General features: G+C 72.8%; 14 protein-coding genes. 9 read left to right on the top strand and 5 right to left on the bottom strand.

Annotation, left to right across the window (positions count from 1 at the left end; all coding sequences use genetic code 11):
- Positions 1 to 229 precede the first annotated feature (229 nt).
- The 6 genes from OHS71_RS16670 to OHS71_RS16645 all read left to right on the top strand — a co-directional run bounded on the left by OHS71_RS16670 (position 230) and on the right by OHS71_RS16645 (position 12,393).
- On the top strand, positions 230 to 3,154 hold the full coding sequence (locus OHS71_RS16670; protein WP_328480184.1) for a protein kinase: 2,925 nt from the start codon (positions 230 to 232) through the stop codon (positions 3,152 to 3,154).
- 326 nt (positions 3,155 to 3,480) lie between these two features.
- On the top strand, positions 3,481 to 5,205 hold the full coding sequence (locus OHS71_RS16665; RefSeq protein ID WP_328480183.1) for a serine/threonine-protein kinase: 1,725 nt from the start codon (positions 3,481 to 3,483) through the stop codon (positions 5,203 to 5,205).
- Positions 5,206 to 5,310: 105 nt separating this feature from the next.
- Complete coding sequence (locus OHS71_RS16660) at positions 5,311 to 6,957, top strand: serine/threonine-protein kinase (RefSeq protein WP_328480182.1); 1,647 nt, start codon at positions 5,311 to 5,313, stop codon at positions 6,955 to 6,957.
- A gap of 92 nt (positions 6,958 to 7,049) precedes the next feature.
- Positions 7,050 to 8,726, top strand: a complete 1,677-nt coding sequence (locus OHS71_RS16655; protein WP_328480181.1) for a serine/threonine-protein kinase — start codon at positions 7,050 to 7,052, stop codon at positions 8,724 to 8,726.
- 161 nt (positions 8,727 to 8,887) lie between these two features.
- A complete protein-coding gene (locus tag OHS71_RS16650) occupies positions 8,888 to 10,531 on the top strand; it encodes a succinic semialdehyde dehydrogenase (protein WP_328480180.1) in 1,644 nt (547 codons plus the stop codon).
- A gap of 83 nt (positions 10,532 to 10,614) precedes the next feature.
- A complete protein-coding gene (locus OHS71_RS16645; RefSeq protein WP_328480179.1) occupies positions 10,615 to 12,393 on the top strand; it encodes a GMC family oxidoreductase in 1,779 nt (592 codons plus the stop codon).
- 121 nt (positions 12,394 to 12,514) lie between these two features.
- Here OHS71_RS16645 and OHS71_RS16640 read toward each other — a convergent pair whose 3' ends face one another.
- Complete coding sequence (locus tag OHS71_RS16640) at positions 12,515 to 13,549, bottom strand: LPXTG cell wall anchor domain-containing protein (RefSeq protein WP_328480178.1); 1,035 nt, start codon at positions 13,547 to 13,549, stop codon at positions 12,515 to 12,517.
- Positions 13,550 to 14,482: 933 nt separating this feature from the next.
- Positions 14,483 to 14,764 (bottom strand): chorismate mutase, encoded by a 282-nt coding sequence (locus tag OHS71_RS16635; RefSeq protein WP_328480177.1) that lies wholly within the window; start codon positions 14,762 to 14,764, stop codon positions 14,483 to 14,485.
- A gap of 343 nt (positions 14,765 to 15,107) precedes the next feature.
- Here OHS71_RS16635 and guaA point away from each other — a divergent pair, with 343 nt between their 5' ends.
- Positions 15,108 to 16,688: a glutamine-hydrolyzing GMP synthase gene (gene guaA / locus OHS71_RS16630; protein WP_328480176.1), complete on the top strand. Its 1,581-nt coding sequence runs from the start codon at positions 15,108 to 15,110 to the stop codon at positions 16,686 to 16,688.
- Between the two features lie 29 nt (positions 16,689 to 16,717).
- On the opposite strand, the gene OHS71_RS16625 is transcribed toward guaA, so the two are convergent.
- Both OHS71_RS16625 and OHS71_RS16620 read right to left on the bottom strand, forming a co-directional pair.
- The gene (locus tag OHS71_RS16625; protein WP_328480175.1) at positions 16,718 to 17,191 is read right to left on the bottom strand and encodes a pyridoxamine 5'-phosphate oxidase family protein; all 474 of its coding nucleotides are present in this window, start codon (positions 17,189 to 17,191) and stop codon (positions 16,718 to 16,720) included.
- An 81-nt stretch (positions 17,192 to 17,272) separates the two neighbouring features.
- On the bottom strand, positions 17,273 to 17,893 hold the full coding sequence (locus OHS71_RS16620; RefSeq protein ID WP_328480174.1) for a hypothetical protein: 621 nt from the start codon (positions 17,891 to 17,893) through the stop codon (positions 17,273 to 17,275).
- A 116-nt stretch (positions 17,894 to 18,009) separates the two neighbouring features.
- Here OHS71_RS16620 and OHS71_RS16615 point away from each other — a divergent pair, with 116 nt between their 5' ends.
- A complete protein-coding gene (locus tag OHS71_RS16615; RefSeq protein WP_328480173.1) occupies positions 18,010 to 18,804 on the top strand; it encodes a class II aldolase/adducin family protein in 795 nt (264 codons plus the stop codon).
- A gap of 110 nt (positions 18,805 to 18,914) precedes the next feature.
- Here OHS71_RS16615 and OHS71_RS16610 read toward each other — a convergent pair whose 3' ends face one another.
- Positions 18,915 to 19,832 (bottom strand): DUF4429 domain-containing protein, encoded by a 918-nt coding sequence (locus OHS71_RS16610; RefSeq protein WP_328480172.1) that lies wholly within the window; start codon positions 19,830 to 19,832, stop codon positions 18,915 to 18,917.
- 200 nt (positions 19,833 to 20,032) lie between these two features.
- Between OHS71_RS16610 and OHS71_RS16605 the strand changes: the two genes are divergently transcribed.
- Entirely contained in the window at positions 20,033 to 21,322 is a 1,290-nt protein-coding gene (locus tag OHS71_RS16605; RefSeq protein ID WP_328480171.1) for a hypothetical protein, read from the top strand.
- The last annotated feature ends 5 nt before the right edge of the window (positions 21,323 to 21,327 follow it).

Below are 21,327 nucleotides of genomic sequence, written 5' to 3'. Positions count from 1 at the left end.
GGTCGTCGGGAACCCGTGGAGCGGCTGGCGGGAAGCCGCGGACGAGTCGTCGGGAAGCTGCCGGGGAGCCGGGTTCGACGTGAGATCCGGCAACCCCTCTTTGCAGGTTGCCTCCGGCACGTATCGTGAGTGGCTGCGGACCGTACGCATCCAGCAAGACGGCCGGATTCGGCTCCAACGGCACGCAAGGCGAACGGAATTGACGGACCGGGCGGCCGGGGGAGGCAACGTGGACGACTATGCGGGTCGGGTACTCGTCGACCGCTACCGCCTGCCGTTGCCGCCCTCCGACGAGTTCGAACTCACCGAGACACGGGCCTTCGACACCTACAGCGGACAGGAAGTCCTGGTCCGCCAGGTGCCGTTGCCGGAGGTCGTCGAGGCGGAGGTGCTCGACGCGGAGGGGTTGCCCGAGGGGTTCCAGGCCCGGGACCGCGGCGCGCGGCGCCCGCGGACACAGGGCGCCGGCGCGGGTGAGGGCACACGACGGCCCGCCGACCCCGTCGTACGGCGGGCGATGGAGGCGGCGCAGGCCACCGCGAGCATCCCCGACCATCCGCGGCTCGACCAGGTCTTCGACGTGTTCGCCGAGGGCGGTTCGCTGTGGATAGTGAGTGAACTGGTGGCCGCGCGGCCGTTGTCGGCGCTGCTCGCCGAGAAGCCCCTGACGCCGTACCGGGCGGCCGAGGTCGCCTCCGACGTGCTCATGGCGCTGCGGGTGCTGCACGCGCACGGCTGGGTCCACCGGAACATCACCGCGCGCACGGTCCTTGTCTGCGACGACGGACGGGTCATGCTGACCGGTCTGGCGGTCGGCGCGGCCGAGGAAGCACTGTGCGGGTACGACCCGGTGCCGACGGAGGACGCGGCGGCCGGGACGCGGAGCGCGCCCGGCGCCGCGGGCGCGCAGGGCCAGGTGAGCGCGCGGGGCGCGGGGGGCCGGGAGAGCGGGGTCGCGGACATCGGCGGGAATGCCGGGCCCCGGGGCTTCGCCGCTCCCCTGGAGCAGGGTGGCGCGGGGGCTTTCGGAGGCCCACGTGCTGTCGGCGGTCCGGGTGGCCCCGCAGACGTGGGCGGCTTCCGCGGTCCGGTGGGGCCCGGTGGTCCAGGTCGCGTCGGTGGTCCCGCGCCGGGAGATGCCGGCGGGCCGGCTGGTGTCGGTCCGTCGGGAGGTGTCGCCGGGCCCGTCGGCTCCGGTGGTCCTGGTGGGCCCGGTGGTTCTGGAGGGGCAGGCGGTCCTGGTCCTGGCGGGTCGGCAGGGTCCGGTGGGTTCGGGGGTTCTGCCGGGGTCGGGCCCGGTGGCGGGGCGGTCGATCCGGAGGCGGCCCGGCGGGCCGCCATCGAGGCGCGGGGGGCGGGTGCGTTGCCGGCGCCGACGGGTGAGCCGTCCGGTGGCGGGGCGGTGGCCCGCAGGGCGCCCACGGAGACCGGCGGAGACATCCGCGCCGCGCGCGCCGGGGCGATCGCCGCGTACCGCGCGGGAGCGCGGGCGGCCGCCCGCGTGCAGGAGGCCCAGGAGGCCCAGCAGAACGAACGCGCGGCCCTGCCCGGCGCCCGCACCGCGGCCGACGGCGGCCACGGGACCACGCAGGGCGATCCTCCCGGGCAGATCGCCGACCCCTACGGAGTCTCGGGCGCACCCGTGCCCGGTCCACCCCTGCCCGGGTACGGCCGGACGCCGCCCGCCCACGTCCACACCGCAGGCCCTGCTCCCGGTGGCTCACCGCATGCCCCCGCCCCGGGATCGCACGCGTCGCTCACGCCCGTGCCCGGTGCCCAGATCCCCGTCCAGGGGCAGGCGCCCTCGGGTGAGACGCGGGGCGGGGCCCACTGGGACGAGCCGGCGGCCGGGGCGCCCGGGAGCGCCGTCCGGCGGGGGCCGGCCACCGCGTTGGCCGCCGAGCGGGCGCGTCAGGCGCGGATGGCCGTCGTCGGGCCGGTCACCGAACGGTGGGCGCCGGAACAGGCCGGACCGGTGCACGAGAACTGGCAGCTGGCCGCGCCGATCGGTCCCGCGACCGACCTCTGGGCGCTGGGCGCGCTGCTGTTCAGGGCCGTACAGGGGCACGCGCCCTATCCGGAGGAGTCGACGGCCGAGCTGGTGCAGATGGTGTGCGCCGAGCCGCCGGCCTTCGCCGAGGAGTGCGGACCGCTCAGGCCGGTCGTGGAGTCGCTGCTGCGCCAGGACCCCACCGAGCGCCTCGGCTTCGAGGAGCTGCGGGGCTGGCTGCGTTCGCTGGTGCGGTCCGCGCCGGAGCCGGAGGCGGGTACGTATGTCATCGCCGCGCCGCCCACCGATCCGCGCCGTCTTCCGATCGTCCGCCGCAGGGGCGAACTGGTGCGCAGACGGCGCGCCGGGCTGCCCGCGACCCACGGGCGGCACAAGCGGGGCCGGCCGGAGACGAACCGTTCGCCCCGCAGCCTGGGCCGCACCCTGCTGGTGCTGATCCTGCTCCTGCTGGCCGCGGCGATCGCGTACGCCCTGATGTTCATGCCGAAGTCGGGTGAGAAGGACGCGGCCGGTACGGACGGCTCCGGGCGGACCGGGGCCACCGGGGCGCCAGGCGGCCAGAAGCCCCAGGCCAGCGGTGCGCCACGGCCCGACCGGACATCGCCGGGCACCGGTTCCTCCCCTTCCTCCGCGTCCTCGGCGGCGGAGGCCACCCAGACGCAGAACGGCGGCGGGGCCGGGACGGATGCCGCCGCCGGGTTCACGATCCGTTCCGACCAGGCCGGTTTCAAGGTCGCCGTGGCCAACGGATGGGACCGCACGCCGAAGAACGCCCGCGGTCAGGTCGTCTACGCGCACGGTGACTTCGAGCTGATCGTCGTACCCGGACGCGACAGCGCGTCGTCGAACGGCAGTGACCCGATGGTCTATCAGCGGGAGAAGGAGAGCGAACTCCAGCCGTACCGCGACTCCAGCTGGGCGACGGCCTCCGGGCTGCGCACGACGACGGTGGGTGCGCGGACCATGGCCGAGGGACAGTTCACCTGGACCGATGGCGGTGGACGGGAGCTGTACGTCCGCAACGTCGCGATCCTCATCGCCGGGCGGTATCACATTGTGCAGGTCAGGGGGCCGGAGGCCGAGCGGGACGAGGTCACCCGGCTGTTCGAGGAGGCATCGTCGACCTACCGGTACACCGGCTGAGCGCCTGCCGACCCGCATGATCTCCCGCCCGGCACCGGCCTCGGTCTCCCACCTGGCCCCGGCCTCGGTCTCCGGCCAGGGACCGGTCCCCGTCTCCCGCCGGGACCCGCCCGGTCTCCCGCCCGGGACCGGCCCCGGTTCTCCCCGGGCCCCCGGGCCTCCCGCCTGGAACCCTCCCCGTCGTCACCGACCCAGGCCGGTTCCGGTGTGGACGCAGAAGCGACAACCGTCACAGTGGTGTCTTCGTGGGACCCCGCTGGTTCCCCGGAAGCGGCCCGGTCTTTACGCTGAGCCTGTCAAGAGCATTGCGGGGCAACGTGAATCAGATGCAGGGCCTGCTCCTGGCGGGTCGCTACCGGCTCGCCGACGCCATCGGGAGCGGCGGTATGGGCCGGGTGTGGCGTGCGCACGACGAGCTGCTCCACCGGGCCGTGGCCATCAAGGAGTTGACGGCCGCGCTCTACGTGGCGGAGAGCGACCAGGCCGTCCTGCTCGCGCGGACCAGGGCGGAGGCCCGCGCGGCCGCGCGGATCAACCACTCCGCCGTGGTCACCGTGCACGACGTGCTCGAGCACGACGGCCGCCCGTGGATCGTGATGGAGCTGGTCGAGGGCCGCTCGCTGGCCGACGCCGTCAAGGAGGACGGGCGGGTGGAGCCCGCCGAGGCGGCCCGGATCGGGCTGTGGGTGCTGCGTGCCCTGCGCGCCGCGCACTCCGCCGGGGTCCTGCACCGTGACGTCAAGCCCGGCAACGTGCTCCTCTCCGACGACGGGCGGGTCCTCCTCACCGACTTCGGTATCGCCCAGATCGAGGGCGACAGCACCATCACCCGTACCGGGGAGGTCGTCGGCTCGGTCGACTACCTGGCGCCCGAGCGCGTGCGCGGCCACGATCCCGGCCCGTCCTCGGACCTGTGGGCCCTGGGCGCGACGCTGTACACGGCGGTCGAGGGACGGTCGCCGTTCCGGCGCACCTCACCGCTGACCACCCTTCAGGCCGTCGTGGAGGAGGAGGCCGCGGACCCCCGGTACGCCGGACCGCTCGCCCCCGTCATCACGGCTCTGCTGCGCAAGGACCCGGCCGCCCGCCCGGACACCGCCGAGGCCGAGCGGCTCCTCGCCGAGGCGGCCGACGGACGACGCCCCAGCGGGGCGCAGGCGTATGTGCCGACCCAGTTCGGGGGGCCCGACCGGGCCACGGGTGACCACTCCCCGCCCCACCCGCACGCCCACTCCCTGCCCCACCCGCAGACCGGCCCCGCGTCAGGCGCTTCGTACGTCCCGCTCGGACCGGAGGCGTCGACGCCCGTACCGAGCCACCCCGTCACCGGGCCCACAGCCGTGGGACCGACGGCCATGGGCCCGGGCCGGCCCGCGCCGTCCGAGCGGCCGCCCCGGCGCCGCCGGCGTGTGCTCGCGCTCGTGGTCGTCCTCGCCGCGCTGGTCGGCGGGGGTACGGCGGTGGCCTGGCAGAAGTGGGACGAGGGGCGGCAGCGCAACGGCGGGTCCGCGTCGACGTCCGACTCGCCCAGCCCGAGCACCCCGGCCGGGACGAACGAGCCCGGCGGGGAGGGCGCCGCGCCCGGCTCATGGCACCAGATCGACGACCCGCTGGGCTTCGGGCTCGCCCTCCCCGAGGGCTGGGAGCGCGTCGTGTACCAGGACGACGGCGACCTCAAGCAGATCGACTACACGCCCGACGGCGGCGAGCACTTCGTCCGCATCGCCCTGGACTCGTCCCCCGACTTCAGCGACCCCTACGCGCATCAGGTCGACCTGGAACAGCAGCTCGAGCGGCTGGTCGACTACGACCGGGTCACCCTGGAGAAGAACGTCTACCGGGACCGGGCCGGCTCCGAATGGGAGTACACCTGGACCGCGTTGGCGAAGGACACGGACTTCCCCGGGCCGCGCCGCGCCATCGAGGAGACGTACATGGCCCGGGACGGCAGCGAGTACGTGATCTACATGTCCTCGCCCGCCGCGGACTGGGCCACGACGGCCAAGCAGTTCACGTCCGTACTGCAGAGCTGGCGCGAGCCGGCCGCGTAGGGTTCCGGCCACCGGCGGCGGATGGCCGGCTCCCGGCGGGCGGGTCACGGTAGTTGGCCGGACGGCGCCCCGGAGGCGCGGCGTCCGGTGGGGCATGATGGGCCCATGGGGACCGAGGGGGGCCGGGACGGCGCACGGGTCATCGCGGGCCGATACCGGCTGGACGCGAGGCTCGGCCGCGGCGGCATGGGCGTCGTGTGGGGCGCCACCGACCAGCTGCTGGGACGGCGCGTCGCGGTCAAGGAACTGACCCAGGACGACACGCTCTCCGCCGAGGAGGCACGCGGCCGCCGCGACCGGACACTGCGCGAGGCCCGCGCGGTGGCGCAGCTGAGCCATCCGCACATCATCGTGGTGCACGACGTCGTCGAGGACGGCGAACGCCCTTACATCGTCATGGAGTTGATCGACGGCGGCTCGCTAGCCGACCGGATCGCCGCGCAGGGGCCGATCCAGCCGGACGAGGCGGCCCGGATCGGTATCGCCCTGCTCGGTGCCCTGCGCGCGGCGCACGCGGCGGGGGTCCTGCACCGGGACATCAAGCCCGCGAACGTCCTGCTCGAACGCGACAGCGACCGTGTCGTCCTCACCGACTTCGGTATCGCGCAGGTCGCGGGGGCCACCACCCTCACCGAGACCGGGTCGTTCGTCGGCTCGCCCGAGTACACCGCGCCGGAGCGGATGTCCGGGGCACGGACCGGCGCGGAGTCCGACCTGTGGTCGCTGGGCGCGCTGCTCTGCACGGCGCTGAGCGGCGAATCCCCCTTCCGCCGCGACTCGTTGGGCGGCATCCTGCACGCCGTCGTCTTCGCCGAGATCCGGACGCCCGCGCAGGCGGCGCCGCTGCTGCCCGTCGTGCGGGGGCTGCTGGAGCGCGATCCCGACCGGCGGCTGGGCGCCGCGGAGGCGGAGCGGCTGCTGCGCGCCTACCTGGACACCGGACGGACGCCGGCGCCGGTGTCCTCGGGCTACACGCCGACCCAGGCGGACCTGCCCCGGCCGCAGCCGGAGCCTCTGCCCCGCGAGCGCTCCACGCGGGGTGTGCTGGTGGCCGCGTTGCTGGTCGCCGCCATGGCGGGGGCGGGCGTGTCGGCGGCGGCGCTGCTGATGAAGGGTGACGGCGACGGGGGGCGCACGCCGACGAGTTCGGCGCCGGGGGCCTCCGCGAGCGGTTCGGCGAGCCACGCGCCGACCTCGGCCGGCTCCTCCTCGGCGACCCGTTCCCCGTCGGGCTCCCTCACCTCCTCCCGGCCCGCCGGCTCCTCCTCGGCCTCCCCCGCCTCCGACGACCGTCCCGGCACGCCCACGGCCCCCTCCGGCTATCGGACGGCGCAGGACCCCGCCGGGTTCGCGCTCGCCGTGCCGGAGGACTTCACCCGGGTGCCGCAGGGCGAGCGGGTCTTCTACATGTCCCCGGGGCAGGTCTTCCGGCTCGGCGTCAAGATCGCCGTACCGGAAGCCGGCGGCCCGCTCGGCGTGATGGAGCGCGCGGCCGCCAAGGGGGCGGACACCAACCCCGGCTACCACGACGGCCGGGTCACCAGGACCAGCCACGGCGGTCGGCCCGCCGCCCTCTGGGAGTTCACCTGGAACGGCTTCAGCGCGGCGGAGGGCCCCCGGCACACGTACGACCTGTGCTGGGAGGAGAACGGGCTGCTGTACGACGTCTGGGTGTCGGCGCCGGTCGGGAAGGTGCGGGAGGCGCGGGAGTACTTCGACGTCGCCGTCGACACGTTCACCGTATCCACCTGAACGGGAGATAAGCGACACCGCGCGTCACGGGTCTGTGACCGGTACGCGACGACGGTGGAATCCGGCCTGCGCGGCGCGATAGGGATGGACGCATGAGTCACGACGGGGGCGCCGGCCACGAGGCCGACGACACGACGAGTTTTGTTCTGCAACCACCCAGACCCGGGTCGGCGCCGCCGGAACCGCAGGCTCAGGGGCAGCCGCGGGCACAGGCGCAGGTGTGGCCGGAGCCGCCGCCGCAGACCGCCGTACCCGTGCAGGTCGCCCCGCCGCGGGAGCCCGGCGTCGGGCGGCTTGTCGCGGGGCGCTACCGGCTGCTCGGCAAGCTCGGACACGGCGGCATGGGCACGGTGTGGCGGGCCAAGGACGAGACGATGGATCGCGAGGTCGCCGTCAAGGAGCCCCGGGTACCGGGTCACCTTCCCGAACGCGAACAGGCCAATGTGTTCGAGCGGATGCGCCGCGAGGCACGGGCCGCGGCCCGGCTGGACCACCCGGCGGTCGTGAACGTGCACGACGTGGCGGTCGTCGACGGCCGGCCCTGGATCGTGATGGAGCTGGTCCACGGACGCTCGCTCGGCGACGCCCTCCAGGAGGGCACGCTCAGTGCACGCGAGGCGGCCAGGATCGGCCTGGAGGTACTGGGCGCCCTGGAGGCGGCGCACGCGGCGGGCATCCTGCACCGGGACGTGAAGCCGGACAACATCCTCCTCGGCCGCCACGACCGCATCGTGCTCACGGACTTCGGCATCGCCCAGATCGAGGGCGAGACGAACCTGACCGACACCGGCGGCATCGTCGGCTCGCCCGAGTACATCGCCCCCGAGCGGGTGCTCGGCCGGCGCCCCGGCCCCGCCGCCGACCTGTGGTCCCTCGGTGTGGTGCTGTACGCGGCGAGCGAGGGCGTCTCGCCGTTCCACCGCAGCAACACCCCGGCCACGCTCCAGTCCGTCCTCAACGCGGTCCCCGCGCCGCCCGCCGCCGCGCAGGGCCCGCTCGCCGAGGCCATCGGCGGCCTGCTGGAGAAGGACCCTGCGCACCGCCTGCCCGCCGCCCGGGTGCGGGCCCTGCTGGAGGCCGCCGCCACCCCGCCCGTGCCCCCGCCCACGCAGGCCGTGCGACAGGCGCAGGCCCCCCGTGTCCGGCGCAGGTTCGCCCGGGCGGCGTGGACCGGACTCGGGGCCGCGGTCGTCGCCGCCGCGGTGGCGGTGTACCTGGTGGTCGCCGACCCGTTCGCGGGGCCGCTGCCGGACGACTGGAAGACGAAGCCCGAGAAGGACGTCACCGCGACGCTGGCGGTGCCCGGCTCCTACGTGCGCGGCGAGCCCGGGAAGAACGCCGCCGCCGACGATCACTGGGTCAGCTACACCGACCCGAGCGGCGCGATCTCGGTCGTCCTGCTGGTGAACCGCAGGGCGCAGGACACCGGCCACGAGATCAAGGCGTCCGCGGCCGCCGAGATGTACGCCGACGACGGTGACTTCAGGGAGTCCGGCAGCTACGAACTCGATATGCCGAAGGGGCCGCGGACCCGGACCGACGGCGACATGACCTTCCATGGCCGCAAGGCCGCCGGGAACACGGTCGTCTACACCACCGACGACAGCCAGGAACCGGCCCCGCGCGAGCTCAGGATCCTGTATTACAAGTCCACCGGCGGCGACATGTACAAGCTGATGATCGGCTACCCGGGCAAGGGTGACTTCACCGCGCGCGGCCGCGAGGTGGCCCGCACGGCGATCGCCAACCTGAAGATCGACAAGCTTTAGCCGGGGAGGCGGACGACCGCCGGGAACGCGGCGAACGACCGGGCTCAACGTCCTGATCAGCGGGTTTATTGCCAGTGAACGCTGGCGCCGTGCATCCGGTCGGTGAAACCGGTATTACCGGCGGGTACCCAAAGTCCTCCCCACGTCATACCCTGCGCCTCATGACGGACTCGCAGGCCCCGGAAAAGACCGGCACCGAGATCAGTGGGAAGACCACGACCGGTACCAACCCCCTCGCCCCCTCGCCCACCGGCGTCCGTACCGCCGCGGACGTGGTCACCCCGGAGCTGATCGCCCAGCTCACCAAGGGCGTGACGGGCTCCGGCCGTACGGCCAACCACACGCCGTTCACCGGTGGGAAGCTGGCCGACCTGCCCGAGTCCACACCCGACGACGTGCTGAAGGCCTTCGAGGCGGCCCGCGAGGCGCAGCCGGTCTGGGAGCGCACGCCCGTGCGGGAGCGCGCCGCGGTCCTGCTCCGCTTCCACGACCTGGTGCTGGAGCGTCAGGCCGAGGTGCTCGACCTGATCCAGCTGGAGACCGGCAAGGCCAGGCTGCACGCCCACGAGGAGGTGCAGGCGGTGGCCGTGGCCGCCCGGCACTACGGCCGCAAGGCCCCCTCCTACCTCCGTCCCAAGCGGCACGCGGGCGCCATGCCGACGCTGACCAAGGTCACCGAGCTGCGCCACCCGCGCGGTGTCGTGGGCCAGATCGCCCCCTGGAACTACCCGCTGGAACTGTCGGTCGGAGACGCGCTCCCGGCGTTCGTCGCGGGCAACGCGGTCGTGATGAAGCCGGACACGGAGACCTGCCTGACCGCTCTGTGGGCCCGTGACCTGCTCGTCGAGGCCGGTCTGCCCGCCGAGGTCTTCCAGGTCGTCCTCGGCGAGGGTCCCGTCGTCGGCCCCGAGGTGGTGCGGCACGCCGACTACGTCTCCTTCACCGGCTCCACCCGCACCGGCCGTGAGGTCGCGCAGGGCGCCGCCGCCCGTCTCGTGGGGGTCTCCCTCGAACTCGGCGGCAAGAACGCCATGCTGGTGCTCGAGGACGCGGACATAGAGAAGGCCGCGGCCGGCGCCGTACGCGCCTGCTTCTCCTCCGCGGGCCAGCTCTGCATCTCCATCGAGCGGCTGTACGTCCACGAGTCGATCGCGGACGCCTTCGTCGAGCGCTTCGCCGCCCGTACCAGGGCCATGCGCCTGGGCACCTCCCTGGCCTACGGCGCCGACATGGGCTCCCTGGTCGGCGAGCGCCAGCTGGAGACGGTGACCCGGCACGTCGAGGAGGCCGTCGCCAAGGGCGCCAAGGTCGTCGCCGGTGGGGTCGCCCGCCCGGACGTCGGCCCGTACTTCTTCGAGCCGACGATCCTCGACGGGGTGACGGAACCCATGTCGGTCTGCACCGAGGAGACCTTCGGCCCGGTCGTCTCGATCTATCGTTTCAAGACCGACGACGAGGCCGTCGAGCTCGCCAACTCCACCCCGTACGGCCTGAACTCGTCGGTCTGGACGAAGGACGGCCGCCGTGGCCGCGAGGTCGCCGCCCGGGTGCGGGCCGGCACCGTGAACGTCAACGAGGGCTACGCCTCGGCCTACGGCAGCGTCCAGTCCCCGATGGGCGGCATGAAGGACTCCGGGCTCGGCCGCCGCCACGGCTCCGAGGGGATCCTCAAGTACACCGAGGCCCAGACGGTGGCCCAGCAGCGCCTGCTGCCGATGGCCCCGGCGCTGGGCATGAACGACGAGAAGTACGCGGAGTTCATGAGCCGGAGCCTGAAGCTGATGAAGGCGTTCCGCTTCCGCTAGAGGGCCCGCGCCCGGGCGACTCGCACGGAAGGCGGCCGCGCCCGGGCGCACCCCACCACACCCGTTCTCAACGAGGAGAGCATGTGTCCCAGGACGCTTACGACTACGACGTCCTTGTCGTCGGATCGGGCTTCGGCGGTTCGGTGACCGCCCTGCGCCTGACGGAGAAGGGCTACCGCGTCGGCGTCCTGGAGGCGGGCCGCCGGTTCACCCGGGAGTCGCTGCCCAGGAACTCCTGGGACCTGAAGAACTACCTCTGGGCCCCCAGGCTCGGCCTGTACGGCATCCAGCGCATCCATCTGCTGGGCAACGTCATGGTGCTGGCCGGCGCGGGCGTGGGCGGCGGCTCGCTCAACTACGCCAACACCCTCTACGTACCGCCCAAGCCCTTCTTCGACGACCCGCAGTGGCGGGACATCACGGACTGGCAGGAGGAGTTGCAGCCGTACTACGACCAGGCCCGGCGCATGCTCGGCGTACGGCTCAACCCGACGACCACTCCCTCCGACGTGCACCTGAAGGCGGCCGCTGAGCGGATGGGCGTCGGCGACACCTTCCACATGGCGCCGGTCGGGGTGTTCTTCGGCGACGGAGAGGACGCCGACGGGACGGCGAAGGCGAAGCCCGGGGAGCAGGTCGCCGACCCCTACTTCGGGGGCGCGGGCCCGGCCCGCAGGGCCTGCACCGAGTGCGGCGAGTGCATGACCGGCTGCCGGCACGGCGCCAAGAACACCCTGAACGAGAACTACCTCCACCTGGCCGAGAAGGCGGGCGCGGTCGTGCACCCGCTGACGACGGTCGTGTCGGTCACGGACGACTCACAGGGCGGCTTCGCGGTCGCCACCCTCCCCACCGACGGCCGCCGCAAGGCGAAGGGCCGGGTTTTCAAGGCCCGCCGGGTGGTGCTGGCCGCGGGTACCTACGGCACCCAGACGCTGCTGCACCGGATGAAGGCGAACGGTCAACTTCCTTACGTTTCCAGCCGGTTGGGTGAGCTGACCCGCACCAACTCGGAGGCGCTCGTCGGCGCCCAGACCGACGACCGCCGCTATCGCAAGGCGACGGGCGCGGCGAAGGTGGACTTCACCCGCGGAGTCGCCATCACCTCCTCCGTCCACCCGGACGACAGCACCCATATCGAGCCGGTCCGCTACGGCAAGGGCTCCAACTCGATGGGCAGCCTGTCGATCCTTCAGGTGCCCTACGCGGAGGGCTCGTCGAGGGTCGCCGGCTGGCTGACGAACGCGGCCCGTCACCCGCTCCTCGTCCTGCGCTCGCTCTCCAACCGGCGCTGGTCGGAGCGGACCATCATCGGGCTGGTGATGCAGTCCCTGGACAACTCGCTGACGACGTACCTCAAGCCGGCGGGTGTGGGCCGGGGCCTGCTGACGGCCCGGCAGGGGCACGGCGCCCCCAACCCCAAGCAGATCAGGGCCGCTTCCGAGGCGGCCTCCGCGATCGCCGCCGACATCAACGGCTTCGCCGGTTCCAACGTGGGCGAGCTGATGGGCACCCCGCTCACCGCGCACTTCCTCGGCGGCTGTCCGATCGGCGACTCGCGCGAGACGGGCGTCATCGACCCGTACCACCGCCTCTACGGCCACCCGGGCATCTCGGTCGTCGACGGCGCCGCCGTCTCGGCGAACCTGGGTGTGAACCCGTCGCTCACCATCACCGCCCAGGCCGAGCGCGCGATGTCGTACTGGCCGAACAAGGGCGAGACGGACCCGCGCCCGGCACAGGGCGCGGCGTACGAGCGGCTGAAGCCGGTGGAGCCGGTCGGCCCGGCGGTGCCGGCGGAGGCGTTCGGCGCACTGCGCCTGCCGTTCCTGGGGATGCCGACCGTACCGCCCAAGCAGTAGTCCGGCCGTTCGCCCGGGCCGCCGTCCGGCCGCCGTGCCAGGCGGCTGCCCGCCCGAGGCACAGGCGAAGGGACCTGCGCCCCCCTCCGAGCGCAGGTCCCTTCGCTGGTCTCGTGACGCGTTACGCGTGCGTGCCGACCTTGCGGCGGCGCGCCGCGAACACCGCACCGGCGCCGGCCACCAGGGCGACGCCGCCGACAAGGCCGATCACCGGCAGAGCGGAGTTCGAGCCGGTCGCGGCGAGGCTGCCGCTGATCGGCTTGGCGCCGCCCTGGGCCTTGGCGCCGTCGGTGGGCTTGTCGCCGTTCGGCTCGGCGTCGTCCACGCCGTCCGCGTCGCCGCCGGCGGCGAGGATCTCGACGTCGTACTCGTCACCGTTGATGTGGCAGTCGCCCTTGTCGCCCACGTACAGGGCCTCGCTCATCGCGAACGAGGAACCCGCCGGGGCCGACGCCTTGACCTTCACCCGGAGGTCAAGGGTTTCGGAGGAGTCCTTCTCCAGCCCGTCGAGCAGGGCGACGAAGGAACCGGTGACGTTGACGCTCTTGCCGTCCTCGTCCTCGTAGGAGTCCTGGTAGGCGTCGGTCCACTTACCGTCCTCCTTGACCTGGATGACCGCGAGGCCCTCGGACAGCCAGGCGTCCGTGTCGTCGGCGTACTCCAGGTACGTGGCCATGTACACGTTCTTGACGTCGACGTCGGAGTTGTTCTCGACCTCGTACGTGAAGTCGTGCCAGCCGGAACCGGCGACGATCTTGCTGGGCAGGCCCTTGATCTCGGCCGTGATGTTCTCGTCCAGGTCGAAGGTCTTGCAGTCCGTGTACGGGTCGAACCCGCCCTCGTCGGCCGACGGGTCGGCGGTCGACTTCCCCGAGCCGGAAGCGGACGGCGAGGAGGTACCGGACGGGGAGCCGGAGGCACTTCCGCTCTGCGATCCGGAGGCCGACGGAGACGAGGCGTCGGACTCCGAGGCGGAGCCGGACGGGGACGAGTCGCTCGATCCGGACGGCGAGGCGGTGGTGGTGTCGTCCGACGCGGACGAGCCCGCGGACGGTGAGCCGCTCTCCTGCGCGAAGGCGGCGGGCGCCGACAGCAGGGCGAGCGGCACCAGGGCGGCGGTGGCGGCGGCGGTGACGAGTGAGCGGCGGAGCTTCATGAAGACCTCGGTGGATCCAGTGGGGAGGAGGCCTTCCGCATGGGGGTGTGGGAGTGGGCCTTGGTTCACTGGGTGTGACCCGTGATGGCCGAGAACCGTTGTACGCAGCTCACATAATCTTTATGTGGCTCGTGTCACACCCGCCGCACCGGTCGCGATATCCACATTCCGCGGCACCGGTCACGAGAGCCGCACCCCGCCGCACCGGTCACGAGAGCCGCACTCCGCCGCACCGGTCACGAGAGTCGCACCCCGCCGCACCGGTCACTACAGCCGCACCCCGCCGCACCGGGCACGGCGACCGCATGGGTCGCGCCAGTCACCGTCACCGCACCCGCCGCTCCGGCCGACGTCCGTCACACCGCCCGCCCGCCCGTGCGAGCCACACCCGCCGACGCCGAGGCGGGCTCGCCCCGGGCATGACGAAGGGCCCCGCGGGACGGATCCGCGAGGCCCTTCTTTATCGTCAGCACCGGCGTCAGGGCAGCGCCGGTGCCGGGGAGCGGCGCCGGGGGGTCGCGCCGCTGGCCTGGACCTCTGGCAGTACGGGCAACGCGTAAGACGGTTGCCTGTAGGGGGACTTGGGGGTGTTCGGGGCTTTCTACGCATCGTGCTGGATGAGCGCGGCCCCCGCAACCGTTTGACCCAGCCTTGTGCATTTTTGCATTTTTCGCCGGTCGGCTCGGTCCCGGGCGTCCCCGGGACCGGCCGTTCTCTTGGGTGACCGGACTGCTGTCCCCTGCCGTCCGGTCACCTGTACGGAGCGAGGTCCCACGGCGCACTGCACGATCCGTACGCCTCATCGCTCCGGCGAGCCACGCGTGGTTGTTCCGGGCCCGCCCCTGGCTGGAGCGGACACCGGGACCAACGAGGCCGTCCGGGCGGCGGTCACGCGCCGTACGGGTGAGAAGAGGGCCGAACTGACGCCCGACCTCAGACACGCCCCCGGCACAGTTCGAGCAGCGTCATCGCCAGCGGGGTGCCGGGCTTGCCGAGGGCGTCCCTGTAGTGGCCGAGGACCTCCATCTCACGGGAGAGGTTCACGCGCCGGCCGCCGGAGGTGATCCGCGCCTCCTGGATGACGGCCGAGACGGCCATCCGTTCCTGGATCAGACCGATGATCCGGTCGTCGAGCGCGTCGATGCGCTCACGGGCGCCGGTGATCACGTCGGCGGCCTCGGAGGTGCGGGCGCCGGTCACGTCGATGGCGGTCATGGGGGCTCCTGTGGTGGGTACGGGAGGCCCCGGAGCGGCAGGACCCGGGAAGAACGACAGACGCCCCGGGCCTTGTCGGCCCGGGGCGCCTGGGAAGTCGCTCGTCAGTTGCTCAAGCAGCACGACCATGGCAGCCGGTGGGCCGGTTGCCATAGGTAAAGACGAAGGTCGTGTGCGAAAGCATGCGGTCAGTATGCAGGGTCGCGGGGTGAGGTCCAAGGCGGTTCGCGAGGCGGTTCGCATCCTGAGACGCGGTGGTGCCTCCGGCGCCGGGTCCGGTCCCGCGCCCGCCTCGGTAGAATCGGGTCACACAGAGACCCCGCCCCACCGCCGGAAGGCCCCCGTGTCATCAGCGACTCCTACTGCCGCCGCCCCCGACACCGTCCTGGTCGTCGACTTCGGTGCGCAGTACGCCCAGCTCATCGCCCGCCGAGTCCGCGAGGCGCGGGTCTACAGCGAGATCGTGCCGAGCACCATGCCGGTCCAGGAGATGCTCGCCAGGAACCCGGCGGCGATCATCCTCTCCGGCGGCCCGTCGTCCGTGTACGAGGAGGGCGCCCCCCGTCTCGACCGCGAGATCTTCGAGGCCGGCGTCCCCGTGTTCGGCATGTGCTACGGCTTCCAGCTGATGGCGCAGACCCTCGGCGGCACCGTCGACAACACCGGCGCCCGTGAGTACGGCCGCACCGAGCTGCGCGTCTCCCGCGCCTCCTCCACCCTCTTCGAGGGCACCCCGGCCGAGCAGGCCGTGTGGATGTCGCACGGAGACGCCTGCTCCGCGGCCCCCGAGGGCTTCAGCGTCAGCGCCTCCACGGACGTCGTCCCGGTCGCCGCCTTCGAGAACGACGAGAAGAAGCTCTACGGCGTCCAGTACCACCCCGAGGTCATGCACTCCACGCACGGGCAGCAGGTGCTGGAGCACTTCCTGTACCGGGGCGCGGGTCTGAGCCCGGACTGGACCACCGGCAACGTCATCGACGAGCAGGTCGCCGCCATCCGCGAGCAGGTCGGTGACAAGCGCGCCATCTGCGGCCTCTCCGGCGGTGTGGACTCGGCGGTCGCCGCGGCCCTCGTGCAGAAGGCCATCGGCTCCCAGCTGACCTGCGTGTACGTCGACCACGGTCTGATGCGCAAGGGCGAGACCGAGCAGGTCGAGAAGGACTTCGTGGCCGCGACCGGCGTCCAGCTGAAGGTCGTGGACGCGGAGGAGCGCTTCCTCACCGCCCTCAAGGGCGTCTCGGACCCCGAGGAGAAGCGGAAGATCATCGGCCGCGAGTTCATCCGGGTCTTCGAGCAGGCCCAGGCGGAGATCATCGCGGACGAGGGCCCGGCCGTGGAGTTCCTCGTCCAGGGCACGCTGTACCCGGACGTCGTCGAGTCGGGCGGCGGTACCGGCACCGCGAACATCAAGTCCCACCACAACGTGGGCGGGCTGCCGGAGGACCTCGAGTTCCAGCTGATCGAGCCGCTGCGCCAGCTGTTCAAGGACGAGGTCCGCATGGTCGGCCAGGAACTCGGCCTGCCCGAGGAGATCGTCCAGCGCCAGCCGTTCCCCGGCCCCGGCCTCGGTATCCGGATTGTGGGCGAGGTCACCAAGGACCGTCTCGACCTGCTCCGCGACGCCGACGCGATCGCCCGCGAGGAGCTGACGGCCGCCGGTCTCGACCGTGAGATCTGGCAGTGCCCGGTGGTCCTGCTCGCGGACGTCCGCAGTGTCGGCGTCCAGGGCGACGGCCGCACCTACGGCCACCCGATCGTCCTGCGTCCGGTCTCCTCCGAGGACGCCATGACGGCCGACTGGTCGCGGCTGCCCTACGACGTCCTTGCGAAGATCTCCACCCGGATCACCAACGAGGTCCGCGACGTCAACCGCGTCGTCGTCGACGTGACCTCGAAGCCGCCGGGCACGATCGAGTGGGAGTAGGCCTTCCCAGGATCCCCTGACAGCAGGGGTCAGGTCCGCTTGAGAGTGCGCACCGCCTCTCCGGGCTTCCAGACCTGGGCGACCAGATACGTGTCGTCCTCGACGTAGGTCCGTACGACCTCCGTCAGCTCGGTGCGGAAGAGGTGGAACGGCTGCGGCGGTTCCACCTCTTTCACGTACGCCGACTTCGCCGGCCCGTCCGCCGCCTCGGCCGCGCGCCCCGCGATCCGTACGTCGCCCCCGCCCATCCCGGTCCCCTCGCCGGGGTTGGCCTGGAGGCAGAAGCGGGGGTCACGGCGCAGGTCGAGGGCCTTGAGGGAGCCCGGCATCATGCCGAGCCACAGCTCTCCGCCGAGGAAACGGACCTCGATGCCGGTGGTGCGCGGGGAGCCGTCCTTGCGCAAGGTCGCCAGGACGTGGTGCGTGAAGGCCCCGAAGCGGTCCTCGGTGATCTTCGCGAGTGCGGGTTCGGCTGCGGCGAAGGCCGCCCAGTTCGCTGTCATACCGCGAGTGTGACCCCGATACCCGACATCCACTGTCCGGTATCGGCGTCGGGCGCCGGAGCCGGAGACCGCAACCGCGGGTCAGAAGCCCTGGGGGACCGGTCGTACGTACCGCTCCAGCCCCGCCGCGTCCCGCACAGGAGTACAGCCGGCCGCCGTGAGCCGCCGCGCCAGCTTCGCGCGCCGGCTCGTGTTCACCCGCAGGGCGCCCAGCATGAACAGCGGCATCAGCACGGCGAGCGGGAGCAGGACGGCATACGCGCCGGTCAGCGGGGCCATCAGCAGGAACAGCACCGCGGCACCCCAGCCGATGGCCAGCATCTGCTTGCGGTTGGCGGCCGCGCCCAGCGCGTCGTGACGGATGAGCGCCGTGAGCACGTCCACGTCGGCCTGCGCCTCGGGGACCGGGGTCAGCGAGCCCAGGTACATACCCGGCACCGGGCGGCCGGGGCCCGGGTCGGGGAACGCCGCCGTGTTCGCCTCGGCGCGCCGGCGGGCCCAGGGGCCGGGGTCCCGCACCAGCTGGATGTGCATGATGCGGTGTTTGCCGACGAGGCGCACGCTCTCGTACCGGAAGCCGTAGCACTCGGCGATGTAGACCAGAGCGGCGAACGTCTCCAGCTCCGCGAACGGGTGGACGAGCTCGATGGCGTCGCGCGTCGCGATCTGGCGCATGAGGGCGGTGATGTGGCGGTCGGCCATGCTCAAGGTGTGCTCCGGAGGTGACGGAAATCGTCATCTTTGCATAACGGCTCTGCCCTTTTGCGCTGACCGACGGTAACTTCCGCTTCGTCAAGCAACCCAGTGCTGGAGGATCGATGCACGGGCCCACGCCGCCTGCCCCGCTGCCCACCGACCGGCTTCAGTTCGCGATGCCGCCGATGCACGACTCGGTGGAGGACGAGCGCCGACACCGCAAGGAACGGCTGGCGGGCGCGGTACGGATCTTCGGGCGGCTCGGCTTCGAGGACGGCGTCTCCGGGCACATCACGGCTCGCGACCCGGAGTTCGACGACTGCTTCTGGGTGAACCCCTTCGGGATGCCCTTCAAGCACGTCACCGTCGGCGACCTCGTACTCGCCAACGCCGACGGACAGGTCGTCGAGGGCCGCTACCACGTCAACCAGGCCGCCTTCACCGTGCACGCCCAGGTGCACGCCGCCCGCCCCGACGTGGTCGCCGTCGCCCACTGCCACTCGGTGCACGGCCGTGCCCTCGCCGCACTCGGCGAGCTGCTCGACCCCATCACCCAGGAGAGCTGCGCGTTCTACGAGGACCACGCCCTGTACGACGCCTACACCGGCGTCGCCGTCGACGCGGCGGAGGGGAAGCGCATCGCGGCCGCGCTCGGCTCCCGCAAGGCGCTCGTGCTGCGCAACCACGGGCTGCTGACGGTCGGCGACTCGGTCGACGCGGCCGCCTGGTGGTTCCTGTCGATGGAACGCTCCAGCCAGGTCCAGCTGACCGCGAAAGCGGCGGGCCGGCCCGTCCTGATCGACCACCGGGCGGCGGTGGCGACCCGGGAACAGCTCGGCGGCGACCTGGTGGCCTGGATCAACTACCAGCCCCTCTGGCAGGACATCAGCCGCAGCGAGCCGGATCTGCTCAGCTGAGCCCCGTCCCGACGGCCGCGACCGGTGAGGCGTGCGCGGTGAGGCGTGTGCGGTGGAACGGGACCGGTGAGCCGTGTCAGGGAACCCGCCGGAACCGTGGGACTCCTCTCCTAGAAGCCGCGCAGGACGACCGCCTTCGTCCGCGCGAACTCCTCGTCCGTGAGCACCCCGTCCCGGTGCAGCTCGCCCAACTCGCGCAGGCGGCGCAGCAGCACGTCGTGGTGGTCGGACGGCGGCGGGACGGCCGCCGTGAGCCCGCGCCTGCGCGCCGGTCCCCCGTCCTCGTGCTCCTGCCCGGACGCCTGTCCGGCTCCCGCGCGGGCGGTGGGGTGGGGGAGCCGGGCGGTGACCGCGGTCGCCACCAGCGCCGTCAGCAGGTCGCGGCTCACGTTGCCCCACAGATCCAGGGCGTACGGATCCTTCTCGGGCGTCAGTTCCGAGGACACCGTCTCGCGGGTCACGAACCGCAGGAAGCCGTCCTCGTAACCGGAGTTGGGCAGCCACTCGACGCGCACCACATCACCGACGTCGATCACACGCGGGCCCGTCGCCCGCTTCACCCGGTCCGAGGTGTCCGCCCAGTCCACCCGCACCTGGGTGCCGTCGAAGGAGACGGTGCCGTCGGACGAACGCACCGAGACCGGAACCGGCGGACCCGGCAGGAGATAGCCCACCGTCGGCTCGCCCGGGATCTCGTCGAGAAGCAGCGCGTGCCGGACCTCCTCGGCGAGGTATTCGGCGACCCCGGAACGGTCCGCGTCCACGACGAGCCGGTAGGGGTCGGCCCGGTCGGGCAGCCGACCGCCGGTCGCCTGCAACAGCGGATCGGCCCCCTCGCGCAGCCGCATCCGCAGCCGGCCCCGCTTGCGGTCGGGCTCGTAGACGACCCCCGCGACCGCCTCCAGGGGCACGGTGATCTCCCCGTACGTCTGGCGGAACAGCGGTACGGAGCGGTGCAGCCCCGGTGTGATCCTGACCGATGTGCCGTCGAAGGCCCAGGTCCCGTCACGCTGGATGATCTCGGCCATACGGGAATTCTCGCAGTCGGGTCAACACGGCCCCGCCCACGTCACCCGCGCTGACCAGACCTGCCGGGAACGGGGGGCGTTCGGTAGGGCACAATTCGCTGTCATTGCGGGGGAGTTGTTCACAGGCGGCAGGCGGGGCCCTTACCGGGTCCCCGGAGGGCCGCCATCCGATCGGGTCGTGGGGAAGGCGGGCGTCGGACATGGCGGTCCAGGAGGCGAGACAGGGCGCGGAGCCGGGCAGAGGACCCGGCGCGCACGAGGGCGGCTGTACCTGCGGAGACTGCCCGCACGGGGCCCGCGCCGGACACCGGCGGGCGGTCGCCGAGTTCCTGCTGCAACGGGACGGGTTCGCCGCCGGGCGCGGCCTGCCGGCCGCCGTCGCCCACTCCGTCCCGGCCTCCCGCCAGTGGGTCTCCGAGGAACTCGCCCAGTCCGCGGACGTCGTCGCCGAACGCGGCCGCGCCGAGGGCGAGGCATGGCTCGCCCGCCTGTGGCTCCGTACGGCGGTCACCGTGTGGGCGTCGGTCGTCGTCCTGTTGCTGGTGCAGTCCCTGACCGCCATCGGCGCGGGCTGGACCGACGCCCGCACCGCCGGGCTCCTCGCCGCGCTCGTCGTCGCCGGTGCGCTGACCACCGCCTCCTGGTTCCACCGGGCTCGCGGCGGGGCACTGGCCCCCGTGATCGGCGAGGACAACCGCCTCTCCACCTCCCGCGCGGTCGCCGCCGCCTGGGTCCTGCTCGTGGCCTACGCGGTACTCGTCCTGGTGGGCCGGCTCGCCGCCGCCTCCGGCCACGCCGAACGCGACGCGCTGCTCGCCGGGCTCGACCTCGCCCGGGGCGCGGGCGTGGTGACCGTCCTCGCCGTGGTCTGCGGGATCGCCGTGCTGGTGCGCCGGGTGGTCGGCCTGCGCGTCCTCTCCCAGCGGCTCCAGAAGATCCGGGCCCATCGCCCGCGGGCGGCCGACCTGCTGACCGACGACGCCGGCCGCGGTACCTTCGCCGACATCCAGTACGTCGTGATCGGCGCCGTCGCCCTGGTCTTCGCCGCCGTCCGGCTGGCCCGCCGCCCCGACCAACTGCCCGACCTCCCCTGGGGCCTGGCGGTCGTGGTCCTGGTGTCGGCCGCCACCTACGTCGCCGGCAAGTACGCGGAGGGCGGCCGGCCCGTCATCCTCTCCGTCGTCCGCTCCCGTGAGGCCGGTGACCTCGACGCCCCGATCCGCACCGGCGACGACATCGAGATCCGCGGCGCCGGCTTCGTCCCGCCCGGCGCGCAGACCGCCGACCGGCTGTCCCGCATGGTCGTCCGCATCGGCCCGGTCCATGTCCACGTCCCCCTCGTGCCGGTCACGGGAGGCTTCAGCAACCCCACCGACGCCGTCCTCACCGTGCCCGTCCCGGCGGACGTGGAACCGGGCCGCCTGGACGTACAGGTCGTCACGGCGGCGGGAGCCGAGACGAACAGATACGCGATCGACGTCACGGACTGAACCGG

Origin of the sequence: Streptomyces sp. NBC_00377, assembly GCF_036075115.1 — a bacterium.
Taxonomy (GTDB): Bacteria; Actinomycetota; Actinomycetes; order Streptomycetales; family Streptomycetaceae; genus Streptomyces.
The sequence above is the reverse complement of the archived record's forward strand: the minus strand, read 5'-3'. Positions and strand labels throughout refer to the sequence as shown.

What these genes read in the sequence shown, in the direction of transcription:
- OHS71_RS16605 (WP_328480171.1), top strand. Translation starts at nt 20,033, where the DNA reads ATGGCGGTCCAGGAGGCGAGACAGGGCGCGGAGCCGGGCAGAGGACCC.
- OHS71_RS16635 (WP_328480177.1), bottom strand. Translation starts at nt 14,764, where the DNA reads ATGACCGCCATCGACGTGACCGGCGCCCGCACCTCCGAGGCCGCCGAC.
- OHS71_RS16650 (WP_328480180.1), top strand. Translation starts at nt 8,888, where the DNA reads ATGACGGACTCGCAGGCCCCGGAAAAGACCGGCACCGAGATCAGTGGG.
- OHS71_RS16655 (WP_328480181.1), top strand. Translation starts at nt 7,050, where the DNA reads ATGAGTCACGACGGGGGCGCCGGCCACGAGGCCGACGACACGACGAGT.
- OHS71_RS16640 (WP_328480178.1), bottom strand. Translation starts at nt 13,549, where the DNA reads ATGAAGCTCCGCCGCTCACTCGTCACCGCCGCCGCCACCGCCGCCCTG.
- OHS71_RS16665 (WP_328480183.1), top strand. Translation starts at nt 3,481, where the DNA reads ATGCAGGGCCTGCTCCTGGCGGGTCGCTACCGGCTCGCCGACGCCATC.
- OHS71_RS16660 (WP_328480182.1), top strand. Translation starts at nt 5,311, where the DNA reads ATGGGGACCGAGGGGGGCCGGGACGGCGCACGGGTCATCGCGGGCCGA.
- OHS71_RS16610 (WP_328480172.1), bottom strand. Translation starts at nt 19,832, where the DNA reads ATGGCCGAGATCATCCAGCGTGACGGGACCTGGGCCTTCGACGGCACA.
- OHS71_RS16615 (WP_328480173.1), top strand. Translation starts at nt 18,010, where the DNA reads ATGCACGGGCCCACGCCGCCTGCCCCGCTGCCCACCGACCGGCTTCAG.
- OHS71_RS16620 (WP_328480174.1), bottom strand. Translation starts at nt 17,893, where the DNA reads ATGGCCGACCGCCACATCACCGCCCTCATGCGCCAGATCGCGACGCGC.
- OHS71_RS16625 (WP_328480175.1), bottom strand. Translation starts at nt 17,191, where the DNA reads ATGACAGCGAACTGGGCGGCCTTCGCCGCAGCCGAACCCGCACTCGCG.